The organism is Cryobacterium sp. CG_9.6, assembly GCF_029893365.1.
Classification (GTDB): domain Bacteria; phylum Actinomycetota; class Actinomycetes; order Actinomycetales; family Microbacteriaceae; genus Cryobacterium.
In genome coordinates this window covers 2,652,016-2,676,453 of record NZ_JARXUZ010000001.1, presented here as the reverse complement: position 1 = coordinate 2,676,453, position 24,438 = coordinate 2,652,016, and the positions used below count along the sequence as shown (strand labels likewise).

Genomic DNA, 24,438 nt, shown 5'->3' with positions numbered 1-24,438 from the left:
ACACAGCGGCGGCCCCGCTGACGCGGGACCGCCGTGACGAGGCGTGTGATTACGAGCTTGTCCCACCCTGCTCGGAGGGGGCATCGGTGGGCGAGACATCGGGAGCGTCCGTGGGTGGGGTCGGGCGGTCTCCCCGGTCTCCTCTGTCTCCCTTGGAACCAGGGCCGGCGCCGTCCATGGGGCCTGCCGGCGCCGTCGTGATCGTGGTGGCGTCGAGGCTCGTGCCGTTGGAATTGACGGTGCCGGCGGCATGAATCTCGGTGCCGGTGGCCAGGTCGGCGCTCAGCCCGTCGGCATACTCGGTGTCACCCGAGGTGAGGATGGTGCGGGTGAAGCCGTCCCTGTCCGTCACCGTAATGGTGCTGCCGTTCACCGACACCACCGTTCCGTGAATGTGGGGTTCGTGAACCGGTCGCGAGAGGGGAGCAGATGACGAGGCGTCCGTGGAATCCGACGTCGAATCCGCGGCAAATGCGGCGCCCGCTCCGCCCAGGACGAGTGCGGCGGCCGCCACAGCACCAATGATGAGGGGTGCACGGCGACGTGTCACTGGTTTGCTGCTCAGCGAGGTGATGCTTTGTGCTTCGGTGAGGCGTTTCATGATGCTCCTGACGAGTTGGTGTTCGATTGCGTTCTTTTTTCATCGTCAGCGGTGAATCTGAAGACCCCCTGAATCTTTCGAGCGGTCGATCTTCGCTCAGAAAATCGTCAGTATTTGTTCAGGTTCACGCAGGAGTCTGGGGTCATGCCTTCCGCTTCTGCCCGCATCCTCGTTGTTGAAGACGAGGAACCGCTTCGTGATGCCATCGGTCAGGCTCTCTCCCACGCGGGTTTCGTGGTGGAGACCGCCGCAGACGGCACCGACTTCGTGGCGCGCATCACCCTCTTTCGACCGGATGCCGCGGTGCTCGACATCTCGTTGCCGGGGGAGAACGGACTGCACCTCGCGCAGCGGCTGCGCACCATGGGCAACACACCCGTGCTTTTTGTTACCGCCCGCGACGGTGTCGATGATCGTCTGGCAGCCTTCGGCGCCGGAGCTGATGACTACATCATCAAACCGTTCATCCTCGCGGAACTTGTCGCTCGCGTGACGGCCGTGCTCCGACGAACCGGCACGCTCGTGTCGCCCACCGTGCAGGTCGGCGATCTCGTGCTCGATGAGGTCGCGGCAACCGCTACTCGCGGGGGACACATGATTGACCTCACCGCCACCGAGCGACGGCTGCTGACCTACCTGGTTCATAACCGCGGCCGAACCATGTCTAAGACGCAGATTCTCACGCAGGTGTGGGGATACGATGACTACGATCCCAACCTCGTGGAGGCCTATGTGAGCGCACTGCGCCGCAAACTCGAGGTGCACGGTCCGCGGCTGATCGAGACCGTGCGCGGCATCGGCTACCGGTTGCAGGGCTGATGCGCACGACGTCCCTGCGCCTCCGAGTGGTTGCTGCCGTGCTCGCTGTCCTCGCCGTGGTGCTCCTTGTCGTTGGCGTTCTGACCCATGTTGTGCTCGGGGAACAGCTGCGGGCGAACCTGCAGGAGCGACTCCTGGATCGGGCCGGGTACGCCCAGATTCTCGCGGATCAGGGGTTGGCGGCGCAGAGCTTGGCGGACCAACTCACCGGCGACAACATCAGCGTGGCCTTTTCGCGTGAGGGCGACACTGTTTATGGTCGGGCAGACCCGGCCCCGCGCTCCGGCAAACGACCCGGGCCACCGGGATCGCCGCCACCCGATGCGCTGATCACTCAGAGCGGTACCGAGGTCACAGTGACGCAAACCGTGGCCGGGGGGACCCTCTCCCTGAGCGCGAGTGAGGCCGGAATCGATGAAACGCTGGCCCAGCTCCGCACGATCGAGATCATTGCGGCAACGATTGCGCTCGTCGTGACCGGACTGTTGCTCACCGGGGTGGTGGGCGTCGCCCTCCGCCCGCTCACCCGCATGACCGAGGTCTTCACGGGAATCACAAACGGTGACCGCGGGGGGCGACTGCGCCCGAGTAATCCCGGCACCGACATCGGTCAGACCGCTCGTGCCATTGACGACATGCTGCAGACGCTCGAGACGGCCGAAACCACCGCTCGATGCGCTGAACAGGCCGCAACTCGTGCCGAAGAACGGATGCGACACCTGCTGGCCGATGTGTCGCACGAGCTGCGCACCCCGATTGCCGGGCTGCAGGCCAGCGCCGAAACACTCCTCCGCGCGAACCCGGCACGGGCCGAACGGGAGCGCCTCACGGTGGGAATGATTCAGCAGACCCAGCGCGCTGCTCGACTCGTGGGTGACCTTGTGCTCATGACGCGACTAGACCAGGGCGGGGATGGGGACGCGCGCCTGCCCGAGGCGGTCAACCCTGCAGCCCTTCTGACGCGGGTGGTCGCAGATCAACGACTGCTCGCGGCCGATCGAACGATCGAACTGCGCATCGACACCGAGCTGTGGGTGCGCGGCGATGTCGAACGATTGCGCCAGATCGTGACGAACCTTCTGGACAACGCACGTCATGCAACGGCGCCGGGCGGACTCATTGTGGTGACCCTCTGCAGCACCGTGGACGAGACGGGGGTTCAGGTTCGAGTCAGCGACTCCGGACCAGGAGTCGCACCGGCAGACCGGCAGCGAATCTTCGACCGGTTCGTGCGTCTTGACGAATCGCGGAAGAATCACCAGGAGGGGTCAGGGCTCGGCCTACCGATTGCGCGCGCCCTCGCGCACGCCCACGGAGGAACCCTCGACTACGTGTCGACGAGCACGGGTGAGGCCCACGCAGCGGATGCGTTCGTGCTCACTCTGCCCGCAGTGGCCCCGAACGCGGCGGTCACCACAGCAGTAGGGCCGGCACCGCGTCCGTGATCACAGCGAACGCAGCGAACAGCACCCCGTAGACCACGTACAGAGTGACTGGAATCAGCAGCACCCACTCTCGCGCCGAACCGGCATTGCCCAGAACAGGAAGGGCAAGGTAGCCGCCGGAGGTCCATAGGTGGCGGAGTGGGGTTTTCCGCCAGAGCCGTGGCGGCTTCGGAACCCACGGCCAGTAGAGCGGAAGCCCACCCACGGTGAGAAAATCGCCGAGCAGGTGAACCGCGTAGCCGAGCGCGACGCAGATGACAAACCATGCTTGCTGCTCGGGAGCGTAGAGGGCGATGAATGCGGCCACGGCGAGGCCGATGAGCCACGCACAGGGCCACCGCCGGGCAAGACGCAGCGCCTTTGCCGCGAAGGCCACGGTTGCCGCCGTCATGATGGCCGGACCCACACTGATCGGCTCGGTCCAGCCAGCCGGTTGCCACACGACAAGCCCCAGACCCGTGGCCAGAATCCAGACGCAGGCAATCGCGAGCAGGCTGTGGAGCCCGTGGCGATGCCCCCCGGATGCGCGCGAGATCGTGGATGTGACGAACTTTCCGAGGACCGGAACCGACTGGGCGATCGTGGCCGACCCGTGGTCGGCATCGGGTAGCAATGCCGCGCCAGCGCAGAGGAGGACGCCCGCCAGCGTACCGGTGGGGGTCACGGGAAAAAGGCCCAGGCCGTGTCCGGCCGTTGCTGTGACGGCGATCCAGGCGGCGGCGCCCGACATCGCGTGATGTGCACCCATCATGAGGTGGCCTCCTGTTGTGTGCGGGCGAATGAATCTCCACCGCTCACCACTGTAAAGGCCACCTCCGACACTGCAGGTACGCAGACTCCCGCTCGTGCTGCGGGACGTGCTCGCTTAGGTGCGGGGACGCACCACGAGCACCGGGCACGACGCGTGGCGTACACACTGGTCACTCACCGAGCCCAGAAGCATGCCCGCGAAGCCGCCGTGTCCGCGAGAGCCGACCACAAGCATCCGTGCTGCGTGTGACAGCTCGATCAGACCCTTCGCTGCGCCCGAGTGGACGACCCGGTAGTCCACCGTGACATCCAAGAACTTGTTCACCTGCGCCTCGATGTCGCGCACGAGGTTGTCGTGCACGGCGGCGGCATACTGGGCGAACGACGACACGTAGCCGAATTCCCAGTCGGCGGGGCGCGGGGCGGTGTCGATGGTCCAGGTGCGCACCACGACGACGGGGGCTGCGAGCTGCACCGCGAGCTCGAGTGCCTCGGTGAGTGCGCGGTCGGCATAATCCGAACCGTCGTGACCCACGACGATACTTCCGGCGGGAACAGCTGCCGGTGTGGCTGACGTATCAGTGTTGCCGAGAGTGCCGTCGGTGTTCATGGTTTGTGCTCCTCGATTGATCGGGTTGAGCGACTCTTCTGTCTCACTACCTATTGTGGGGCTTCTCGGCCCCGGGCGCATCCGCGTCGCTGGTCGAGGAGCCGGCGTGCTGCTCGCTGGCATCTCGCGGGGGTCGCCACTTTCGCTGGTCGAGGAGCCGGCATGCTTTTGGCCGGCGTCTCGAGACCTCGTGAGCGGTTCTGCGGATTGTCTCACCAGGTTTCGACTGCTCGCAAGCTCGCGCTCAACCAGCGAGGGGGGTTGGCTCGCGGCCTTCGCTGGTCGAGGAGCCGGCATGTTCTTCGCCGGCGTCTCGAGACCTGGTGACTGGTTCTGCGGGTCGTCTCGCCGGGTTTGGGCTGCGCGGCGAGGGTCGCGGCCTTCGCTGGTCGAGGAGCCGGCGTGTTTTTGGCCGGCGTCTCGAGACCTGGTGACTCGGTCTGCAGGCTGTCTTACAGGGTTTCGACTGCTCGCAAGCTCGCGCTCAACCAGCGAGGACCTCGAGACCTGGTGACTCGGTCTGCAGGCTGTCTTACGGGGTTTCGACTGCTCGCAAGCTCGCGCTCAACCAGCGAGGGGGGTTGGCTCCGCGGCCCTCGCTGGTCGAGGAGCCGGCATGTTCTTCGCCGGCGTCTCGAGACCTGGTGACCGGTTCTGCAGGTCGGCTCACGGGGTTTCGACTGCTCGCAAGCTCGCGCTCAACCAGCGAGGAGGGAACCTGTCGCAAGCTCGCGCTCAACCAGCGAGGAGGGAACCTGTCGCACGCCGGCGCCCAACCAGCGGGCGGACGGCGCGACATCCTCCGTCGGGGGGTATTGCTTTTTACCGCCGAAATGGCAAGATGTGTACTCCGGCGAGGAGTACACCATGAACCAAGCACCCTCAGGACGGCGTCACACTGAGACGTTGACCCCCACCGACCCGCGCCCAGCGCGCTACCTCACCGCCCTCGGGGAGCAGGCGCTCGAGGCGCTGCTGCACGAGCCGCCCACCGGCTGGGCCGTCTTTGACGCGGAGTCTGCCCGTTCTGTCTCCGAGCACCTGATTGTGGGTCCAGGCGGTATTTTCACCGTTCATACCCGGCACTCCGACGGTGAATGGGTGTGGGTTGACAAGGACACCATCCGGGTTTCCGGTCGTCGCATGTCCTACAGTCGAGACGCCATCGTGGAAGCGAATCTGGTGACAAGCCGACTGCGCGCGCGTATTCCACTGCGTACCCCGGTTCGGCCCGTCGTTGCGCTCTTCGGTGCGCGATTTATACTTCTGCGCGGTAAGCCGGGCGATATCACGGTCGTCGACGCCCGTGACCTGCGGGCCTGGCTGGAGAAGCTCCCCCCGGTGCTGCGCCCGATTGAACGTATGGAGCTCGCTGCTGTGATCGACAACCCGGTGACCTGGGGGTCTCGTTCATCGATGCAGGGTTTCGCTGACCCCACAGCAGCCTGAGATAACGCCCGAACTCTTTGGCCGTTATCTCAGGCGGATCAGATCAGACGAGGGCGAGCTCGATCGCGACGACGAGATCCGTCCAGCTGGCCTGTTCGAGGCCGAGGGCCACGCTCACCGAACGGTTTGCCACCTTGCCGGCCGCAATGTTGAGGCCGCCGGCAAGGGCCGCATCGCGCTCGAAAGCGGCGCGCACGCCGCGGTCAGCGATGGAGAGGGCGTACGGCAGAGTGACGTTGGTCAGCGCGTTGGTGGACGTGCGCGGCACCGCGCCGGGCATGTTGGCGACGCAGTAGAAGATCGAGCCGTGCACGGCGAAGGTGGGGTCCTCGTGCGTGGTGGCGTGTGAGTCAGCGAAGCAACCACCCTGGTCAACGGCAATGTCCACCAGCACGCTGCCCGGCTTCATGCGAGAGACGAGCTCGTTGGTGACAAGCTTGGGGGCCTTGGCGCCGGGGATCAACACGGAACCGATCACCAGGTCGGCCTCGACAACGGCGCGGTCGATCTCGAACGCGTTGGAGGCAACGGTTTTGAGACGGCCAGCGTACTGGGCATCGAGTTCACGCAGACGGTCGATGTTGATGTCGAGAATGGTGACGTCCGCGCCGAGGCCGAGGGCCATGGCCGCGGCGTTGGTTCCGGCCACGCCGGCACCAATGACGGTGACCTTGGCGGCACGAACTCCGGGAACGCCGCCCATCAGAATGCCGGGACCACCGGCCGGGCGGGTCATCGACTGCGCGCCCACCTGAACGGCGAGGCGTCCCGCAACCTCGCTCATGGGGGCGAGCAGGGGGAGGGAACGGTCCGCCTTCTGCACGGTCTCATAGGCGATGGCGGTGACGCCGGATTCCAGCAGGGCGGTGGCGAGCTCGGGCTCGGCGGCCAGGTGCAGGTAGGTGAAGAGGATCAGGCCGGTACGGAAGTACACGTACTCGGCGGTGACGGGCTCCTTAACCTTCAGAACCATGTCGGCGCTGGACCAGACCTCGAAAGCGCTCTCCACGATGGTGGCGCCGGCCGCCTCGTAGTCAGCGTCGGTGTAGCCGGAGGCGATTCCCGCTCCGGCCTGCACGAGCACGGTGTGGCCGTGCAATTTGGCTTCGTGCACTCCGGCGGCGGTAATGGCCACGCGGAATTCGTTGTTCTTGACTTCTGTGGGAACACCAATAATCACGGGACACTCCAGCTCGTTGTCGTGCGGCGCCGATCATGGGGCCAGCAGGAAAACGATATGTCAGGGTTTGCGCCTCTCCTCGGGTGCACGGCGATGAGGAGCGGATGCCGCGGATCGGCATCCGCTGTGGCCGTGGGGTTCGAATGGGTTGTGATACCCGTGTTTACCCGGATGTGTGGCTGGTACGGCAGTGACGGCGGTGCGGCCCCGGTGGGCCCGGCCCGAGCGCGGCCTCGACATTTGTAGCATGAAACCGCGTCGATTGTCGCCTGACGTTCACTCGCTTCTCTAGACTGGAGGCTATGAAAGCGGCCGATATTGACCAGGCGGTGGCGATTATTGCCGCGAAACTTGGCCGCGCACTCTCGCTGGAAGACCTTGACGGGCTGCTGCTGGCGTACAGCGCGCATCAGGCCACGGCAGACCGGGTGCGGACGAACTTTCTGCTGAGCAAGGTCGTTCCCCCCGACGTGAGTTCCTGGCAGCTGAGCCACGGCATTGCCAGCTCGGTGAAACCGGTGGCCATTCCGGCAAATGCCGACCTCGGCATGCTGGGCCGAGTGTGTGTGCCGTTGCTCGCCCGTGGGTTCCGGGTGGGGTACCTGTGGGTGCTGCAGTTGGATGACGAGCGCTCACCCGACGCGATTTTGCAGGAGTTGCGGGTGATCCGCCCCGAAATGGATGTGCTTGCCGAGATGCTGCTGAGTCGCACGAGCGCGGATTCCGATGGGCGCCGTGTGCGGGAGGCCCAGTTTCTCGCGGCTTGTCTCGGTGACCGCGAGGCATTGGTGGCGGTGGGGGGCTGGCCTGGAGTGCATGGGCGCGGGCCGTGGCGGCTCGCGACGCTGCTGGAGCGTGGTGAAAGCCCCGCCGACCCGGTGGAAAGTAGTCTGCTGCAGCGGCTGTCAGCCCTGCATGCCACGCTCGGCATCAATACCGTGCTGTTTTCTGCTGGGACCGAGACCCACGCCGTGCTGCTGCTGCAGGATGCCATTGATGGCATCGATGAGGCGGAAATTCTGCGTCGCTTCGGACTCGAAGTCTCTCGCCGAGGTGGGCAGCCGGCATCTCCCGCGCTGCTCGGGTTGAGCGAACCCTTTGCCGACCTGCGTCGCCTGCCGGGTGCGTATGCCCAGGCACGCAGTGCGGTACAGGCGGCGTGGGTGGATGCTCAGCTGGGAGCACTCGTGTCGTTTCGCACCATCGGCGTGTACCAATTTCTGGCCGTCGATGGCCGCGACGTGTCGTCCGGTGAATCCACTCTCTTCTCGGAGCTTCGGGAGCTTGATCGGAATGGTGAGTTATTGCCCGTGCTCGAACTGCTCTACGACACCGACGGCTCTGTTGCCGAGGTGGCGGCGCAACTGCATTTGCACCGCACCAGTATTTACAACCGGCTGGGACGCATCCGCTCCCTCATCGGTGTGGATCCCCTGGGCGGGAAGGCGCGTCTCGAACTGCACCTCGCCCTCAAGGCGGAACGCTGGGCGGGCCGGCCCCGGCTCTGAGCGGATGCGTGTGACCCGGTGCGTCAGTCGGGGGTGGTGTTGCGGTACACGCGGGGCACGCGGGGGCTGATGCGGGTGACAACCTCATAATTGATGGTTCCGGCAGCGGCAGCCCACTCGTCAACGGATGCCTCCCCATCGTCGCCCGGGCCGAAGAGAAGAGCCTCCGTGCCGATGACGCTCCCGTCGGTGGCCGCACCCTCGGCATAGCCGAGGTCGATAACCATCTGGTCCATGGCAATGCGTCCGACCACGGGATACGTGACCCCGTTGACGCGCACCGGGCCGCCAGTCGCGATGCGGGGAATACCATCTGCGTAGCCGAGGGGAACGAGGCCGAGTGTCGACGCCGATGCGGTCCGATAGTCGAGCCCATACGAGACTCCCTGGCCGGCCGGCACGTCTTTGCAGAGTGAGATCACGGTGCGCAGCGTCATCACCGGACGCAGGCCCAAGCTCTCTGATGTGCGGCCGGCGAACGGTGACAGTCCGTACAGGGCCAGCCCGGGTCGCACGAGGTTGAAGTGGGTATCGGCGCGGGAGAGTACCCCGGCACTGTTAGCGATGTGTCGCAGGCTGGGACGCAGTCCCGCCGCCTCGGCCTGAGCATTGGCCGTGGCGAACGCAGCAAGTTGCTCAGCGGTTTCGGGACGGTCAGGCTCGTCGGCCACCGCAAGGTGCGAGAAAATACCCACCACTGTGACCGTCCCCGCTAACTCGGCCTGTCGCGCCCGGCGCACGAACTCGTCCCAGTCCGCCGGAGTGCAGCCGTTGCGCCCCAGACCGGTGTCGATCTTCAGGTGAATGCGGGCGGTCGTCCTCAGCGCCTCCGCGGCAGCGACGATGTACGGGAGTTCCCAGCCGGAGCATCCCAGATCGATATTGGCAGCCACTGCGGCGGCAAAATCACTGTCAATCGTGTGGAGCCACGCCAGCATGGGGGAGTCGATGCCCGCTGCGCGAAGCGGGAGAGCCTCGCAGATGTGTGCCAGGCCCAGCCAGCTCGCTCCGGCTTCGAGGGCGGCTCGGGCCACCGGGAGAGCGCCGTGACCGTAGGCATCGGCCTTGACCACGGCCATGACGTCGGCGCCAGCGGCGAGTGCGACCAGGTGTCGAACGTTGTGCCGCACGGCGGCGAGATCGATGATCGCCGCGCGCTCGGGAAGGCGCTCAGCAAGGGTGGCGGGGACGGCAGATTTCACACCGTGTAGCCTAGCGTCGCTGGCTGGAATGTGATGAGCGGATGCCGGGCTGAGCACGAAACTGGCGCCTCTGTGGCTGGACGATGTCACAAGATGACACCTAAGTCGGCAATGACCCGTTCTGTCGCTCCCGCATGATTATGATGTCACTGGGTCAAATGTGGACCAAGCGGAGACCAGAGGCGGTTCGCCAGCGGGTTCACGGGGAATTTCAGAGAGCTGGGGGGCTGCATCATGATGGACACCGAGATCTGTCCGCCGGAGTGTCTCGGTGCCGGCATTGACAACCTTCTGGCCGACAGCGAACGATCGAGCACGAAGGGTGAACATCGCCTCGGTGCCGAACAGGCGGAAGCTGCCTTGACTGCCGACGGCGCGAACCCGGCGCAGCAGGCGAAAGCGCGTCAGCTTCTCACCCTGCACCGGCTGCGGCTCGGCGATTATCAGGCGTCGGTGAAGCACGGTCTCCTTGCGCTGGAGTATTTCGAGGCGACGGGGGACCTCCTCGCCCAATCCACGGTGCACTGCACTCTGGCGCTGGCCTTCACCGATACGGCGCTGAATGAAACAGCCGTGCGGCACGTGTTGGGGGCGCTTGAGGCGGCGCGCGCCTGCGGTAACCCGACGGCAGAATTCTGGGCACTGAGCCGGTTCTCACTCGTGCACGGGGCGATGGGAGATGGTCAGCGATCTATTGATTTAGGCCGGCAGGCCCTCGCCGTTGCGCAACGGTTGGAGGACGCGGAAACGAGTTTTGTTGCGGTGAACAATCTGGGTGATACCTACCTGGTGATCGCACGGGAGCTCCTGGCGGGCGGCGAGGACGCCACGCCGGCTTTCACGACTGGATTAGCTCTGATGAGAGAGGCTGTTGCGCTCGCCGAGGCGCAGGGTAATCCCTTCAACGAGACGCTGGCAAGAACCAATCTGGTGAGCTTCTTGGTGGGGTTAAGGCAGCACGATGAGGCCCGTGAACAGGGCCGGCGCGGCAAAGCGCTGAGCCGGACGCACGGCTACCGAAGCCTGGAGATTGACATTGACGCCCAGCTGGCTGAGCTGGCGCGCGAGGCGGGCCATGTTGACGTGGCTGCCGCCATGATGGAAGACCAACTCGCGAATCCCGATGTGTGCGGTGAGCCGAAGCTGCTTGCCAAACTCCACCGCGCATTGTTTGAGATCTACAAAGCGGATGGGCGCTTTGATCTGGCTCTGGCCCACTATGAGAAGCTGCACGCCGTCACGCTGCTGATGACGGTGCAGACGGCCGGGCTGCAGTCTCAAATGCTCATCAACACAATTGAGATCGAGCAGGCTCGCCATGAAATGGAAAAGTCACGGCTGCAGCTGCGTGTCGAAAAGATTCGCGCGGAAGAGCTCAACGATCAGGCGCACACCGACCCACTCACCCAACTTTCCAACCGCCGTGCGCTGGACCGGGAACTGCCGTGGATGATTGCGCGTGCGCAACGCCGAAATAGACCCCTCTGCGCGGCCATGATCGATCTGGACAACTTCAAGCTCGTCAACGACGACCATGGACACACCACCGGTGATGAGGTGCTCACCGTGGTGGCTGGAATGCTCCGCACGATCACGCGTGGCACCGACCTCGCGGTTCGTGTGGGCGGTGAAGAGTTCTTACTGATCTTCGCCGAAACCAGTGAGCGCGAGGCGGCAATCGCGTGCGAGCGGCTGCTCGCATCGGTGCGCGGCTACGACTGGGAGGCCGTGGCGCCGGGTCTTCGCTGTACCGTGAGCGCGGGTCTTGCGCAGCTGGAACGAGACGGCAGTATTCCAGACTGGCTGGCGCGAGCGGATCGCGCCCTGTACGACGCAAAACGTGCCGGTCGGGACCAGATTGTGATCGCGCGGGCCATGGGTGGCACCGAGAAGCCCTGACCCGATCTGCTCTGACCCCACCAGCGACTTTTTCCTCGTCGTCAGCCGAGCAATTCCAGAAGACCGCGTCCCACGGTGAGGACGGAACCCACGTAGGCCACGATCACGAGCAGACGACGTGCCGCCGGGGCTTCGACGACTCGGGCGAGGCCCTCACCAAGACCCAATCCGGCCAGACAAGCGACACCCACGGCAACCCACGCCCAGATTGGCAGATCTGGGAGTCCCGCCGACCCGGTGGCCAGCTTCGCCGCGACGGATGCCAGGGCGAGGGTCAGAAAATACGGTTGCATGGTCGCCGCGAACGAGCGATGGGGCCACAGGGTGGCAATGGCGTAAACGCTCACCGCCGGCCCGCCCACGCCGGCGGTCGCATTCATAAACCCACTGGCAAGCCCGGCGACGGCCCGATTCCTCCGGCTGTCGCGCAGCGTCGCGCGTTTGAGGTTGATGGACACGGTGAGCGCCGCCGCCACCAGGACACCAATACAAATCTCCAGCCACGCCACGGACACAAATTGCAAAACAAACGCGCCCGGAAGAATACCCAGCAGCGCAAAGCCCACGAGGCCGCGGTACCGATGCCAGTCAATGTGCGTGCGCACCCGCAGCAAAATAGCGGATGCCGTGACAGCCGCACAGATGTTCACCAGCATGACGCCCTCAACCGGTCCGAGAAGGAGCACCATGAAGGGGGCGGCCACGAGGCCAAAGCCCATTCCCGTAATGCGCTGCAGGCTGGAGCCGATAAACACAGCCGCCAAGACCAGACCCGTCGTCAGCACGGGTCGCACCCGAAACGGGGGAGCGGCAGCGCAGGCATCATTGCTCCAGCCTACGACCGTCGACCGGCTCTGCCTCCCGAGGTGCGCTCCGTGCCACACGGGCGTTCGCGCGACAGTCAGTTGAGGCTGAACCACTCCGGCCGAACGATGACGGTCATGGTCGATGAGGTCGCACCGAGTATTCCGCGAATGCGAGTGGCGGCTGGCTCGTCAGGCACCGCGATCGAGGTAATCCGCCGAAGAGGAAAGAAGCCCTGCACGAGAAACTCGGCTTCTCGTGACTCCGCAACGTGCTCGTGCGCCGTGGCCGGGCTGAACAGCACCCGCACGAGCGATGCCAGCTGGTCCCGTGTGCGGCCGAACTGGGTGTTCGGTGCAGCAGCATCGGCGTTGGTGAACAGCATTTTGGGCACGTGGGCCCGGTGCGCGGTCGCCTGCCAGTCGAGCACGGTCGCTATCGTGCTCATCAGCAGGATAAGGCCGGAGCGGTCGGACAGGCTGCACAGCTGGTGTGAATCCGGGCGCAGGGAGAAGGGAACGAAGTCCGCCACCACGGAGTCACCGTGATGGCCCGTATGTCGGTCGCGACGAGTGATCCGAGTGTGTGCGGACGACAGGTCCACGACCGGACGCTCGTCCCAGTCGGGGCTGGCATCGGCCAAGAGCTGCTTCTCGGCCAGGATCGACGCCAGATTGTGCTCGTGGGTCAGGTGGAAGATCTGCTGTTCGTCCACCCGCACCCACGGTTCCACCGCAACGCTCACCTTTGCCGAACCACGCGACAACACCTCGCGCTGACCGATGCGGGAGCGACGGATCGGAGCCGAGCGTCGCACCGGGGCAGGGTTCTCCTCCAGCGGGTCGATGAAGTGAACCACGGGAATCCTCCTTTTCTCACCTTCGGTGCGTTGAACTTTTCCTCGTGACGGGAAGAAAAGATCTAGCTAAACCCTTCCTGGGCGTGGGGCGTGTAGTGCTCCTCCAGCTGGGTGATCTCGCTTGCGGACAGTGACAGATCCAACGCAGCGACAGCGTCATCCAGGTGATGGCGCTTTGTGGCACCAACAATGGGGGAGGACACCACGCCGCGCTGCATCACCCAGGCCAATGCCACCTGAGCGCGAGAAACCCCGCGCGCTGCGGCGATGCTCGTCACGGCCTCCACGATCTTGCGATCCTCCGCTTCCGCCTGCCGGTACAGGATCTGGCTGAATTTGTCGGTCGCCACACGAGCGGTGGTGCTGTCCCAGTCGCGGGTCAACTTGCCGCGGGCAAGGGGGCTCCAGGGCAGCAGACCAACACCCTGGTCCACGCTGAGTGGGTGCAGCTCACGTTCGTCCTCACGAGTGAGGAGGTTGTACTGGCTCTGCATCGAGATGAAGGGAGTCCAGCCATTCCTCTCAGCCACATACTGTGCTTTCGAGAACTGCCACGCGTGCATGGATGACGCGCCGATGTAGCGAGCCTTACCGGCCTTCACGATGTCGTGCAGCGCTTCCAGGGTCTCTTCGATGGGAACAGTGGGGTCCCAGCGATGAATCTGGTATAGGTCGACGTAGTCGGTGCCCAGGCGGCGCAGACTGGCATCAATTTCATGCATGATGTGCGCCCGAGATAATCCGCCACCGTTGGGTCCTGGACGCATGACACCGTGCACCTTTGTTGCCAGGGTGATTTCGTCCCGACGTGCGAAGTCTGCCAGCGCCCGGCCCACGATCTCCTCGCTGTGACCGAGCGAGTAGATGTTTGCCGTGTCGAACATGGTGATGCCCAGTTCAAGAGCGTCCCGAATGAACGGACGGCTCTGCTCTTCGGGCATGGTCCACCCGTGCGCGCCCCGTCCCGGATCGCCGTAGCTCATGCATCCCAGAGAAACTGCCGAGATTTCTAAACCGCTCGTTCCAAGTTTTACGTACTTCATGGTTTCTCGCTTCCGACGCTGACTGACCTTCCACCTTACGGTCGCCAGCGGCTACCTCACCGCAACAAAAAAGGACCGCGGGTTGGTTTACTGAGGTTTTATCCAGAAACCTGTGGCACGTTAGACGTTTCGCCTGCGTCGCATTGGAGTGCGCGGGCCCGATGCTCAGTGAGCTGACGCTCTCCGAGCGATCAGGCCCATGCAATTTGGTAGGTTATGCACCCCTCAATACCCGGTACCACCCCAGACACATCCAGCACCACAGCCCGTTCCCACCCGAAACACCTCAAACGTTTCATCATCGGCTCTGTAGCCGTTCTCTCCATCACCGGACTCGTGGCCGGTGGTGCGTTCGCCGTTCAGTCAGCGGCCGACAGCCGCGAGAGGGTAGCCGCCACGAGGGCGCTGACCGACAGCACCGGTTTGCAGCGTGACCAGCTCGGTGCCTATGCGGGCATCGCCGAGGCACACACCGACAAGACCGCGTCCTCCACGCTCGCCGAAGCCAACCAGGTCCTCGCCAGCACGGAGGGCAAAGCGGATGCGTCCGCCCTCACCGCTGTGTCCAGCTCACTCGCAAGCTTCGAGAGTATGCCGATCGACCTTGTCGTTGAGTTGACCATCGAGACCCAGACGGAAACGGCCGCGTTGAGCGCTGCCGCCGCCGAGGCTGATCGCGTTGCCGCCGAGGCCGCAGCCGAGGCCGCCGCTGCCGCCGAGGCCGCGCGCCAGGCGACGCTCGCCACCACAAACACGCCCGCGGGCGCGAAGGCCTTTGCGCAGTCGCTTGCGTCCTCGAACTATGGCTGGGGTAGTGACCAGTTTTCGTGCCTGAACCAGCTGTGGCAGAAAGAATCCAACTGGAACTATCAGGCGTACAACTCAAGCGGTGCCACCGGCATCCCGCAGGCTCTGCCCGGGAGCAAAATGGCCTCCGCTGGAAACGACTGGGCCACCAACGCCGCAACCCAGGTGACCTGGGGTCTGGGATACATCAAGGAATCCCGTTATGGAACGCCGTGTGCGGCGTGGGCTCACTCTCAGGCCAACAACTGGTACTAACTCGAGTCGGTCAGGTGCCGGTGGTGAGTGCGAGAAAGACCATCACGTTCACCGCCACGGTTCCCCAGAAGGCGCGCCGAAAGCTGACCTTCTGGGTTTTGTGGCGCAGGAGCTGCTGAGCCATGATTGCGCCCGGCCAGCCGCCGAGCATACCGAGCAGTAAGAGGTTTCGTTCCGATACCCGCCGACGGTGCACCCGTGCCGCGGACTTGTCCACGGCGTAGGTGATGAAGGCCGTGACGCTGGCCACCAGATAGACCGCGGGCACCCAAACGGGGACCGGCCAGAACAGGTTGATGCTGAGAGCGAGGCCGGCAAAGACGGCAATAGCGAGGTAGCTCAACGTTCGGGGCCGGTCGGTCCGAGCGGATGCGACCTTCGTGATGCGTCGTGGTGCAGAAGCCATGGTGTGAGCGTAGCGGCCCGAGAGGCACCAATCTTCGCAGACCCGGCACATTCCCCTCGGTTTTCACGGCGGAAGTTGGCTAACCTGTAAGGGCAGTGCAATTTTCTTGCACGGTCTGATCGGTGCCTGCCGGGAATCTCCGTGGAGTGAGTGGCATCGATGCGCGAATGTGATGGAGGAGTTTCTACAATGACGTCTGAGCCCACTGCAACCGATGACTCTCCGGTAGAGCGGTCGTTCATAGCCGACTATTACGAGCATTTGATCGACGACGATGCTCAGAACTACACGGATGAGCTGCTGAGAGACCGTGCGTTGGCACACTGGCAGGTGGCGCTGCATCGCACTCCAAAAACCGCCAACGTGGGTATTCGCACCGAGGCTGGCCGCAGCGTTGTCTTCATCGTCACCGATGACATGCCGTTCCTCGTGGACTCGGTTATCGCCGAGCTCGTGCGGCAACAGTCCGCCATTCACCTCGTGGTGCATCCGCTTCTGATTGTGGCTCGCAGCCGCGAAACCAACGAGCTCGTGAGTATTGCGCGGATGCCGGCCAGCGTGGGGGTATCCAGTGGTGACACATCAGCGATGCCGAACATTTCGCACTTGATCGCCACCGGTGGTAACGCGTCGCACCTTGAATCCTGGATCGCCATCGAAATTGAGAGTGCGAGCGATCAGACGCAGCAGAACCTTATCGACGGGCTGTCGTCTGTTTTGGCCGATGTGCGTTCTGCCGTTGACGACTGGCCGCTGATGCGCAGCAAGGCGGTGCAGATCGCAGACGACCTTGATCGGGTGGTGCACGGCGAACAGATCCACGACCTGAGGCAGACCCAGGACCTGCTTCGCTGGCTGAACAGCGACAACTTCACGTTCTTGGGTTACCGCGAGTACGACCTCGAAACTCTGGGCGGCGAAGACGTGCTGTCCATTCGGGATGGCAGCGGGCTCGGACTGCTCCGCTCCGCTGAGGACCGGCACCAGATTCAACACCTCACCGAGGCGGGTCGTACCAAGGCGCGGGAGCGCACCGCCCTGGTGATCACGAAGGCGAACTCTCGGTCAACCGTGCACCGCCCCGCCTACTTCGACTACATCGGCATCAAGAGTTTCGACGAGAACGGGTTGGTGCGCGGTGAGCAGCGTTTCATCGGACTGTTCGCGGCGAGCGCGTACACGAGTTCCGTGGAGGTCGTGCCCATCCTGCGAGAAAAAGTCGCCACGGTCATGACCGAGATCGGGTTTCCGCCCGGATCGCACAGTGGCAAAGACCTGCTCGGCATCCTGGAGACCTACCCGCGCGACGAGCTCTTCCAGATCGAGATTCCCGCGCTCGTCACTGCCGCCCTCGCCATCCAACGGTTGCAGGAACGCCGCCGCACGCGACTCTTCCTGCGTCCGGATGTGTACGGACGCTTCATGTCTGCGCTCGTCTATCTTCCCCGGGACCGGTACAACACTGCTGTACGGTTGCGCATTGAAAAGGAGCTGCGCGACACGTTCCAGGCGGAGTCTCTCGATTTTGAGGCCCGCATGACCGAGTCGGCACTGGCGCGTCTGTTCTACCGCATCCGCTTGCCTCAGCCCAATGCCGTGGCGGATGTCGACGGCCTTGCTCTCGAGCGGCGGCTCACCATGGCCGTGCGGTCCTGGCCCGAGGGCATCACCGATGAGCTGCGCGAGACGCACACGCTCGAGGAAGCGAACCGTCTGTCCGGATTCTGGGCCGAGGCCTTTCCTGACAGCTACCGGGTGGACTACGAGGTGGACGATGCCCTGGCGGACATCGCCCGGTTCGAGACCTGTGCCACGGATGCCGCCCGCGCGGAAGCAACGGGAACGGCACCAGCGCGCCCGGGCCTCTACGTGTACATTCCGAAGGACAGCGATTCCGCTCCGGTTCGCGTGAAGCTCTACATGATGGAGTCCCAGAGCCTCAGCCAGATTCTGCCATACTTTCAGAACCTGGGCATCGAGGTGCTCGATGAGGTGCCGTTCGCCATTCAGACCTCCGACGGCCGGGACTTCTTCCTCTACGATCTGGGGCTGGTCTACCCGGAGGGTGTGGACCCGCTCGCCACCGGCGACCTGCTGGCCGATTCCTTCGGTGCCGCGGTCACCGGTGCCATTGAGTCCGATGGCCTCGACCGCCTGGTGCTGCGCGAGGGCATGGCGTGGCAGCGTGTCGTCATTCTCCGCAGCTACGCCAAATACCTGCGCCAGATCGGCAACACCAACTCCTATGAGTTCGTCGCAGATACCCTGCTGGAGAACCCGGTGGTCACGAGCCGCCTCGTGGCGCTCTTCGAGGCACGTTTTGACCCTGACCTGAGCGCTGACGAGCGGATGCCGCGGGTTGATCAGGTACGCGCCGACCTCACCGCAGCCATGGAACAGGTTGCCACTCTCGACGCCGACCGCGTGTTGCGCACGCTCATCAACCTGATCGAAGCGTCGCTGCGCACCAACTTCTTTCAGAACAAGCCGTATTTGAGCATTAAGCTCGAGCCGACCGAGATTGCCCTGCTGCCGTTTCCACGACCGAAGTATGAGATCTGGGTGTACTCTCCGAGCGTCGAGGGTGTACACCTGCGTTTTGGCAAGGTCGCTCGTGGCGGACTGCGTTGGTCGGACCGCCGGGAGGACTTCCGCACCGAGGTGCTCGGCCTCGTGAAGGCACAAACGGTGAAGAACGCCGTGATCGTGCCCACGGGTGCGAAGGGCGGGTTCTTCGCTAAGAAGCTACCGAACCCCGCCGTGGACCGCGCTGCGTGGATGGCGGAGGGAATCGAAAGCTACAAGACCTTTATTCGTGGACTGCTCGACCTGACTGACAACCTGGTGACGACGCCCGATGAGGGTGAGCGGATGGTGCCCCCTGCCCGCGTGGTGAGCCACGATGACGCAGATACCTATCTCGTTGTTGCCGCCGACAAGGGAACGGCATCGTTCTCCGACATCGCTAACAGCCTCGCTGCCGAGTACGGCTTCTGGCTGGGTGATGCGTTCGCGTCGGGCGGATCGGTGGGTTACGACCACAAGAAAATGGGCATCACGGCCCGCGGTGCGTGGGAATCGGTGAAGCGACACTTCAGCGAGCTGGGAGTGGACGCGCAGAGCGAGGATTTCACTGTTGTGGGCATCGGCGATATGTCGGGCGACGTCTTCGGTAACGGCATGCTGCTCTCCGAGCACACCAAACTTGTGGCAGCCTTCGACCATCGGCACATTTTTCTGGACCCCAATCCCGACCCGGCCGTCTCCTTCGTCGAACGCGCACGTCTCTTCGAACTGCCGCGCTCTTCGTGGGCGGATTATTCCACCGACCTCATCAGTGCGGGCGGTGGGGTGTTCCCCCGGCAGGCCAAGTCCGTGCCCATTTCGGCCGAGGTGCAACGAGTGCTCGGTCTCGCTGAGACCACAACACGGTTAAGCCCACCAGAGCTGCTGCGAGCCATTTTGATGGCCCCAGCTGATCTGCTCTACAACGGCGGCATCGGAACGTACGTGAAGGCGAGCAGCGAATCGGCCGCGCAGGTGGGCGATAAGGCGAACGACGGCATCCGCGTGGACGGCAAGGATCTGCGGGTCAAGGTGGTGGGAGAGGGCGGAAATCTCGGACTCACCCAGCTGGGCCGCATTGAGGCGGCGCTGAATGGCGTCATTTTGAACACCGACGCGATTGACAACTCGGCCGGTGTGGACTGCTCCGATCACGAGGTGAACATCAAGATATTTGTTGACCGCATGGTCGCCGCCGGCAAGCTTGACCCGGCCGAGCGTGCTGAATTCCTGGCCGAGATGACCGACGAGGTGGGTCGGTTGGTCTTGCAAGACAATGTCGATCAGAATATTCTCCTACTCAACGATCGAGTACTCGTCAACAACTGGAGCCCGAGCTACGAGCGGCTGATGAACTGGCTGGAATCGTCGGGGGATCTGCAGCGCGATCTGGAGGCCTTGCCGACCACGGCCACGTTGCGAGAGCGGCTCGATCAGGGGCAGGGTCTCACCTCGCCCGAACTGTCGGTTCTGGCCGCCTATGCCAAGATCGAACTCGCCAACGCCCTGCGCGACAGCGACCTCGCCGACGATCCGTGGTTCGGTCGTACCCTGCGCCGGTACTTCCCGAGCCACCTCGCCGATCGATTCGACGCCGAGCTGGACACGCATCCGCTTCGCCGAGAAATCATCGCCACGGTGGTGGCCAACGACATGATCAACCTCGGCGGCATCACCTCGGCATTCCGCACCATCGAAGAGACGTCGGCGAGTCAAGCCACGGTGGCACGGGCGTTCGTGGCGCTCCGCGAGGTGTTCGACCTCGACAGCATGATGGACGCACTCAACGCGCTGCCCTCGTCGTTCCCCACTGAGCACTGGACGGAGATGCACCTCGACATTCGGCGTCTGCTCGACCGCGCGGTGCGGTGGCAGGTGAACCAGGGTGACACTCGCACCGTCGCCCAGGTGGTGGATAAGTACAAGCCGCAGGTGCAGCGGCTGCGCTCGCATCTGAGCCAGTACCTGCAGGGTTCGGACCTCACGCGTTTACAGACGCAGCTGCAGAAGGCCGGGGACTGGGGTGTCCCGGTCGCCCTCGGGCGTCAGTGGGCCGAACTTTTTGAGGCATTCGCCCTGCTCGATGTTGCTCGTGTGTCAGCGCGTACGGGGGAGCCGGTGGAAGATGTGGCGGCCGTGTATTACATGGTGTACGACCGTTTTCGTGTTGACGACATTCTTGTGCGCATCACGGGACTCCCGCGCAAGGATCGCTGGCAGGCGCTTGCTCGTGCGGCCCTGCGTGACGACCTGTATTCCACCGTTGCCGACATGGCAAGGGCAGTGCTTGAAGCAACGGATGTTGGTGAGGCCAAGGCCCGCCTTGCCGCCTGGGAAGCCCTCAACGTGGAACAACTCGAACGTGCACGGAGTGTGTTTGAAGAGGTCAACGCACTCGGCCAAGACGATATGGCCTCCCTCTCGGTTGCCCTGCGCTTGCTGCGTTCGATCGTTCGCCGTTAGCAGGCCGTCAATACGCGTACCGCGACATACCGGGCTAAGAAGAGGAAATTCCTTTCTGGGGGGCAGAACTGAGGTTTACCAGGCGCTCCGACCCGCCATTTCAACGGATTTCACCGCTGGGGACAACTCCTCGTCTGTCCACCCAGTGAACTCAGTGAGTTTCGGCCACCCAAATAATTAGTGCCGACGTGAATCCGCTGCTAGGTTCAGGATTAGCGGAGGTAATCTGGTGGTGAGCAAGTGACCGAAAACGATGTGATGACGGAGACGACGCAGTACGACGACGGTTCGACGGGGGCCGTACGACCGTCGTGGGGCGCGGGTTCTGTTCAGGTTGAGGCGGTGCACGCTCAGCTGCCGAACGCGATGACAATCGACGCCAAACTGGCCGAGTGTGAACGCCTCGGAACCGCGGGACAACACCGCGCGGGGGCCGAACTGGCCGAGAGTGTGTTGGCTTCCCCCGGCGTGACCCGTGACCAGCAGGCGCACGCCCGGGAAATGCTGTCCCTGCACTACTTGCGGCTGGGCGATTGCGGAGCCTCCGTTCGGCACGGGCTGCTCGCGATGGAATTCCTCACGGTGAGTGGCGATTTGCTTCGTCAGTCCAAGCTGCACTGCACCCTCGCTCTGGCCTACCACGAGACGGCGCTGAAAGAACCGGCTCTGCGCCACGTGCTGGCTGCGCTGGAGGCAGCCCGCGCCTGTGGAAGTCACACCGCCGAATTCTGGGCCGTCAGCCGCTCGGCAATGGTGCACGAGGCCATGGGCGACGCGCAGCGCGGGGTGGAGCTGGGTCGTCAGGCTCTGGAGATCGCGGCGACTCTGGATGATCCGGAGGCAGCCTTCGCTGCCAGTAACAACCTCTGCGACACCTTTCTCGAAGTGGCCAAAGCCAACCGGCTCGCCGGGCTTGATGCGGTCGCGCCACTCACCGAAGGTCTCTCACACGCCCGGCAGGCCGTGGCGCTGTCGGAAGCCCAGGGGCACTCTTTCTACGAATCCATCGCCCGGACAAACCTGGTGAGTACCCTGATTGAGCTGGGCCAGAATGTTGAAGCTCGAGAGCAGGTTGGTCGAGCAAAAGCCATTGCCCACGCCAACGGTTTTCGCAATCTTGAGATCAACAATGACGCGCAGCTGGCTACAATTTTTCGCGCCGAGGGTAACCTCGACGAGGCAACCGCCATGATGGATGCTCAGCTGCAGGACCCGTCGTCGGGAGAGGATTTGGTGCTTCTCACCGCACTGCACCGTGGGCTCTTCGAAATGCACAAGGCGAGTGGTCGGTACCAGGAGGCCCTGCACCACTTTGAACAACTGCACGACCTCACCTTTCGCATGGCGGCACAGACCGCCGGCCTGCAATCCAAAATGCTGATCAACACCATCGAGATCGAACAGGCGCGGCACGAAGCAGAGCGTGCTCGGTTGGAAGCGCAGGTGGAGCGCATCCGCGCCGAGGAATTCAACACCGCAGCGCAGACCGATCCGCTGACCCAGCTCCCCAATCGCCGGGCTCTGGACCGCGCACTGCCGATCATGGTCGCCCACGCCCGTGAGGCTGACGAGTCCCTCTGCGCCGCAATGATCGATTTTGACCACTTCAAACGCGTCAACGATACCTTTGGTCACGCGGTGGGCGATCAGGTTCTCGTCGTCATGTCGGCGCTGCTTCGCGAGGTTACTCGGGAGACCGATCTTGCGGTTCGGATGGGCGGCGAAGAATTCCTACTGGTTTTTGCTGATACCCGGCGGGATCAGGCCGAGCAGGCCTGTCAGCGCCTGTTGGCGGCGGTGCGCGGATACCCGTGGAACACGCTGAAGCAGGGACTTTCCTGCTCGGTCAGCGCCGGTGTTGCAAAGTGGCAGCCGGGCGAGACGAGCGCCCACTGGCTCGCCCGGGCCGACTCGGTGTTGTTTGCCGCGAAGCGCGCCGGGCGAGACCAGGTGATCGCGGACGCAGCCTAGATTCGTGCCGGCTGCGGACCGCAGGGTTCAGTGGCCGCGAGTAATCCATTTCTCACGGTCGCCCGCTTCGGCTCCAATCGTGGTGGAGTCACCGTGTCCGGGGAGCACCACCGTTTCGGCCGGCAGGAGCAATAGTCGGTTGGTGATCGATTCGATGATGGTCGGGAAGTCGCTGTAGGAGCGACCGGTGGCTCCGGGGCCGCCATGAAACAGGGTGTCCCCGCTGAAGACGGTGCCGAGCGCGGCAGCGTACACGCAGACGGCACCGGGCGAATGACCGGGGGTGTGGATAACCTCAAGTTCAATGCCCGCCACCGATAGACGTTGGCCGTCTTTCAGGGTCTCATACGGGGCATCCGGGTAGACCGTGCGCCACAGCATGTCCTCGTCGGGGTGCAGGAAGACGGGTGCGCCCGTAACAGCCTGAACGCCGGCTACCGCGCCGATGTGATCGTTGTGGGCATGGGTGCAGTAGATGCCGCGCAGGGTGCGCTCCCAATCGCCTTTAGAATCGCGTCGGCGTCGTGTGCGGCGTCGAAAACGATGCACTCCGTGTCGTCGCCGATGATCCACACGTTGTTTTCCACGTCCCAGGTGCCGCCATCCAGGCTGAAGGTGCCGGCGGTGATGAGCTGGTCAATGCGCGCAACCATCAGAGCACCACAACCGAGCGCAGCACGTCGCCGCGGGCCATCTTGTCGAATGCCGCATCGATCTCGGTGATGCCAATCTTTTCACTGACAAAGTCGTCGAGGGGGAGGCGACCCTGCAGGTACAGGTCGGTGAGCATGGGGAAATCCCGTTCGGGGAGGCAGTCGCCGTACCAGGACGATTTGAGTGAGCCGCCGCGGCCGAACACATCCAGCAGCGGAATTTCGAGCATCATCTCCGGTGTGGGTACGCCCACGAGCACCACGGTGCCGGCGAGGTCGCGAGCGTAGAACGCCTGGCGCCAGGTTTCGGGGCGCCCAACGGCGTCAATGACTACGTCTGCTCCGAAGCCGCCGGTTAGCGCCTGCACGACGGCAACCACCCCGGCCTCGTCGAGGTCCGACGAGTCAATCCGGTGGGTGGCACCGAGGTCTAGGGCCTTGGCGAGCTTTTTCGGGTCGCGATCGATGGCGATGATGACGGATGCCCCGGCGAGCTTCGATCCGACAACCGCCGCATTACCTACCCCGCCGCACCCGATCACGGCGACCGAGTCACCGTGTGTCACGTTGCCGGTGTTCATGGCGGCGCCGATGCCAGCCATGATGCCGCAGCCGAGCAGTCCGACCGCCGCGGGGTCGGCATCCGCATTCACCTTGGTGCACTGTTTCTCGTGCACGAGGGTTTTATCGGCGAAGGCGCCGATTCCGAGCGCGGGGCTGAGCGGTGTGCCATCGGTGAGGGTCATCTTCTGCGTGGCGTTGAAGGTGTTGAAGCAGTACCAGGGCTCGGCGCGCTTGCACGCGCGGCAGTCGCCGCACACCGCACGCCAATTGAGCACAACAAAGTCACCGACCGCCACATGGGTGACGCCGGCGCCAATGACGCTCACCCGCCCAGCGGCCTCATGTCCCAGCAGAAAGGGGAAGTCATCACTGATGCCGCCCTCCTTGTAGTGGAAGTCGGTGTGGCACACGCCGCAGGTTTCGATGTCAACGATCACCTCGCCGGGACCGGGATCAGGGATGACGATCTCGGTGAGCTCCACCGGGGCGCCCTTCGAACGAACGATGACGCCGTGAACGGTGATGGGCATGGAACTCCTCAAAGCAGGGTGGACGGGCCGTTTACCCTAGCAAGTGGAACCCCGC

Annotated in this window: 18 protein-coding genes and 1 pseudogene; 8 read left to right on the top strand and 11 right to left on the bottom strand. The window is 64.0% G+C overall.

The window, feature by feature from the left end:
* Positions 1-49: 49 nt before the first annotated feature.
* A complete protein-coding gene (locus tag H4V99_RS12260; RefSeq protein WP_280678679.1) occupies positions 50-601 on the bottom strand; it encodes a DUF5666 domain-containing protein in 552 nt (183 codons plus the stop codon).
* 144 nt (positions 602-745) lie between these two features.
* Here H4V99_RS12260 and H4V99_RS12255 point away from each other — a divergent pair, with 144 nt between their 5' ends.
* Together H4V99_RS12255 and H4V99_RS12250 are read left to right on the top strand one after the other, a co-directional pair.
* A complete protein-coding gene (locus H4V99_RS12255) occupies positions 746-1,420 on the top strand; it encodes a response regulator transcription factor (protein WP_280678677.1) in 675 nt (224 codons plus the stop codon).
* Positions 1,420-2,865, top strand: a complete 1,446-nt coding sequence (locus tag H4V99_RS12250) for a HAMP domain-containing sensor histidine kinase (RefSeq protein ID WP_280678675.1) — start codon at positions 1,420-1,422, stop codon at positions 2,863-2,865. The genes H4V99_RS12255 and H4V99_RS12250 overlap by 1 nt, the downstream gene beginning before the upstream one ends.
* Here the strand turns inward: H4V99_RS12250 and H4V99_RS12245 are convergent.
* Together H4V99_RS12245 and H4V99_RS12240 are read right to left on the bottom strand one after the other, a co-directional pair.
* Positions 2,831-3,616, bottom strand: a complete 786-nt coding sequence (locus H4V99_RS12245; protein WP_280678673.1) for a metal-dependent hydrolase — start codon at positions 3,614-3,616, stop codon at positions 2,831-2,833. The two genes, H4V99_RS12250 and H4V99_RS12245, sit on opposite strands and share 35 nt — an antisense overlap.
* 114 nt (positions 3,617-3,730) lie before the next feature.
* Complete coding sequence (locus tag H4V99_RS12240; RefSeq protein WP_280678671.1) at positions 3,731-4,225, bottom strand: universal stress protein; 495 nt, start codon at positions 4,223-4,225, stop codon at positions 3,731-3,733.
* An 867-nt stretch (positions 4,226-5,092) separates the two neighbouring features.
* Between H4V99_RS12240 and H4V99_RS12235 the strand changes: the two genes are divergently transcribed.
* The gene (locus H4V99_RS12235) at positions 5,093-5,674 is read left to right on the top strand and encodes an NERD domain-containing protein (RefSeq protein ID WP_280678669.1); all 582 of its coding nucleotides are present in this window, start codon (positions 5,093-5,095) and stop codon (positions 5,672-5,674) included.
* A 43-nt stretch (positions 5,675-5,717) separates the two neighbouring features.
* Here H4V99_RS12235 and ald read toward each other — a convergent pair whose 3' ends face one another.
* On the bottom strand, positions 5,718-6,854 hold the full coding sequence (gene ald / locus H4V99_RS12230) for an alanine dehydrogenase (RefSeq protein WP_280678668.1): 1,137 nt from the start codon (positions 6,852-6,854) through the stop codon (positions 5,718-5,720).
* Between the two features lie 302 nt (positions 6,855-7,156).
* Between ald and H4V99_RS12225 the strand changes: the two genes are divergently transcribed.
* Entirely contained in the window at positions 7,157-8,362 is a 1,206-nt protein-coding gene (locus H4V99_RS12225) for a helix-turn-helix domain-containing protein (protein ID WP_280678667.1), read from the top strand.
* A gap of 23 nt (positions 8,363-8,385) precedes the next feature.
* Here H4V99_RS12225 and alr read toward each other — a convergent pair whose 3' ends face one another.
* Positions 8,386-9,564: an alanine racemase gene (alr, locus tag H4V99_RS12220; protein WP_280678666.1), complete on the bottom strand. Its 1,179-nt coding sequence runs from the start codon at positions 9,562-9,564 to the stop codon at positions 8,386-8,388.
* 234 nt (positions 9,565-9,798) lie between these two features.
* On the opposite strand from alr, the gene H4V99_RS12215 reads away from it, so the two are divergent.
* Positions 9,799-11,463 carry a GGDEF domain-containing protein gene (locus H4V99_RS12215; protein WP_280678664.1) on the top strand — a complete coding sequence of 555 codons (1,665 nt, stop codon included), beginning with the start codon at positions 9,799-9,801 and terminating at the stop codon, positions 11,461-11,463.
* 41 nt (positions 11,464-11,504) lie between these two features.
* Here H4V99_RS12215 and H4V99_RS12210 read toward each other — a convergent pair whose 3' ends face one another.
* From H4V99_RS12210 to H4V99_RS12200, 3 genes are all read right to left on the bottom strand, one after another.
* Positions 11,505-12,248: a sulfite exporter TauE/SafE family protein gene (locus H4V99_RS12210; RefSeq protein WP_280678662.1), complete on the bottom strand. Its 744-nt coding sequence runs from the start codon at positions 12,246-12,248 to the stop codon at positions 11,505-11,507.
* A gap of 116 nt (positions 12,249-12,364) precedes the next feature.
* Positions 12,365-13,126 carry a DarT ssDNA thymidine ADP-ribosyltransferase family protein gene (locus H4V99_RS12205; protein ID WP_280678659.1) on the bottom strand — a complete coding sequence of 254 codons (762 nt, stop codon included), beginning with the start codon at positions 13,124-13,126 and terminating at the stop codon, positions 12,365-12,367.
* Between the two features lie 62 nt (positions 13,127-13,188).
* Positions 13,189-14,169, bottom strand: a complete 981-nt coding sequence (locus H4V99_RS12200; RefSeq protein ID WP_280678657.1) for an aldo/keto reductase — start codon at positions 14,167-14,169, stop codon at positions 13,189-13,191.
* 216 nt (positions 14,170-14,385) lie between these two features.
* On the opposite strand from H4V99_RS12200, the gene H4V99_RS12195 reads away from it, so the two are divergent.
* On the top strand, positions 14,386-15,231 hold the full coding sequence (locus H4V99_RS12195; protein WP_280678655.1) for a hypothetical protein: 846 nt from the start codon (positions 14,386-14,388) through the stop codon (positions 15,229-15,231).
* A 10-nt stretch (positions 15,232-15,241) separates the two neighbouring features.
* Here H4V99_RS12195 and H4V99_RS12190 read toward each other — a convergent pair whose 3' ends face one another.
* A complete protein-coding gene (locus H4V99_RS12190) occupies positions 15,242-15,637 on the bottom strand; it encodes a DUF1294 domain-containing protein (protein WP_280678653.1) in 396 nt (131 codons plus the stop codon).
* Positions 15,638-15,826: 189 nt separating this feature from the next.
* Between H4V99_RS12190 and H4V99_RS12185 the strand changes: the two genes are divergently transcribed.
* The gene (locus H4V99_RS12185) at positions 15,827-20,665 is read left to right on the top strand and encodes an NAD-glutamate dehydrogenase (protein ID WP_280678651.1); all 4,839 of its coding nucleotides are present in this window, start codon (positions 15,827-15,829) and stop codon (positions 20,663-20,665) included.
* A 240-nt stretch (positions 20,666-20,905) separates the two neighbouring features.
* Positions 20,906-22,636 (top strand): diguanylate cyclase, encoded by a 1,731-nt coding sequence (locus H4V99_RS12180; protein WP_280678648.1) that lies wholly within the window; start codon positions 20,906-20,908, stop codon positions 22,634-22,636.
* A 27-nt stretch (positions 22,637-22,663) separates the two neighbouring features.
* Here H4V99_RS12180 and H4V99_RS12175 read toward each other — a convergent pair.
* Both H4V99_RS12175 and H4V99_RS12170 read right to left on the bottom strand, forming a co-directional pair.
* A pseudogene (locus H4V99_RS12175) lies at positions 22,664-23,289 on the bottom strand (MBL fold metallo-hydrolase).
* The gene (locus H4V99_RS12170) at positions 23,289-24,383 is read right to left on the bottom strand and encodes an S-(hydroxymethyl)mycothiol dehydrogenase (protein ID WP_280678646.1); all 1,095 of its coding nucleotides are present in this window, start codon (positions 24,381-24,383) and stop codon (positions 23,289-23,291) included. The pseudogene H4V99_RS12175 and the gene H4V99_RS12170 overlap by 1 nt, the downstream one beginning before the upstream one ends.
* Positions 24,384-24,438: the final 55 nt, after the last annotated feature.

What these genes read in the sequence shown, in the direction of transcription:
- H4V99_RS12260 (WP_280678679.1), bottom strand. Translation starts at nt 601, where the DNA reads ATGAAACGCCTCACCGAAGCACAAAGCATCACCTCGCTGAGCAGCAAA.
- H4V99_RS12255 (WP_280678677.1), top strand. Translation starts at nt 746, where the DNA reads ATGCCTTCCGCTTCTGCCCGCATCCTCGTTGTTGAAGACGAGGAACCG.
- H4V99_RS12250 (WP_280678675.1), top strand. Translation starts at nt 1,420, where the DNA reads ATGCGCACGACGTCCCTGCGCCTCCGAGTGGTTGCTGCCGTGCTCGCT.
- H4V99_RS12245 (WP_280678673.1), bottom strand. Translation starts at nt 3,616, where the DNA reads ATGATGGGTGCACATCACGCGATGTCGGGCGCCGCCGCCTGGATCGCC.
- H4V99_RS12240 (WP_280678671.1), bottom strand. Translation starts at nt 4,225, where the DNA reads ATGAACACCGACGGCACTCTCGGCAACACTGATACGTCAGCCACACCG.
- H4V99_RS12235 (WP_280678669.1), top strand. Translation starts at nt 5,093, where the DNA reads ATGAACCAAGCACCCTCAGGACGGCGTCACACTGAGACGTTGACCCCC.
- H4V99_RS12225 (WP_280678667.1), top strand. Translation starts at nt 7,157, where the DNA reads ATGAAAGCGGCCGATATTGACCAGGCGGTGGCGATTATTGCCGCGAAA.
- H4V99_RS12215 (WP_280678664.1), top strand. Translation starts at nt 9,799, where the DNA reads ATGATGGACACCGAGATCTGTCCGCCGGAGTGTCTCGGTGCCGGCATT.
- H4V99_RS12200 (WP_280678657.1), bottom strand. Translation starts at nt 14,169, where the DNA reads ATGAAGTACGTAAAACTTGGAACGAGCGGTTTAGAAATCTCGGCAGTT.
- H4V99_RS12195 (WP_280678655.1), top strand. Translation starts at nt 14,386, where the DNA reads ATGCACCCCTCAATACCCGGTACCACCCCAGACACATCCAGCACCACA.
- H4V99_RS12190 (WP_280678653.1), bottom strand. Translation starts at nt 15,637, where the DNA reads ATGGCTTCTGCACCACGACGCATCACGAAGGTCGCATCCGCTCGGACC.
- H4V99_RS12185 (WP_280678651.1), top strand. Translation starts at nt 15,827, where the DNA reads ATGACGTCTGAGCCCACTGCAACCGATGACTCTCCGGTAGAGCGGTCG.
- H4V99_RS12170 (WP_280678646.1), bottom strand. Translation starts at nt 24,383, where the DNA reads ATGCCCATCACCGTTCACGGCGTCATCGTTCGTTCGAAGGGCGCCCCG.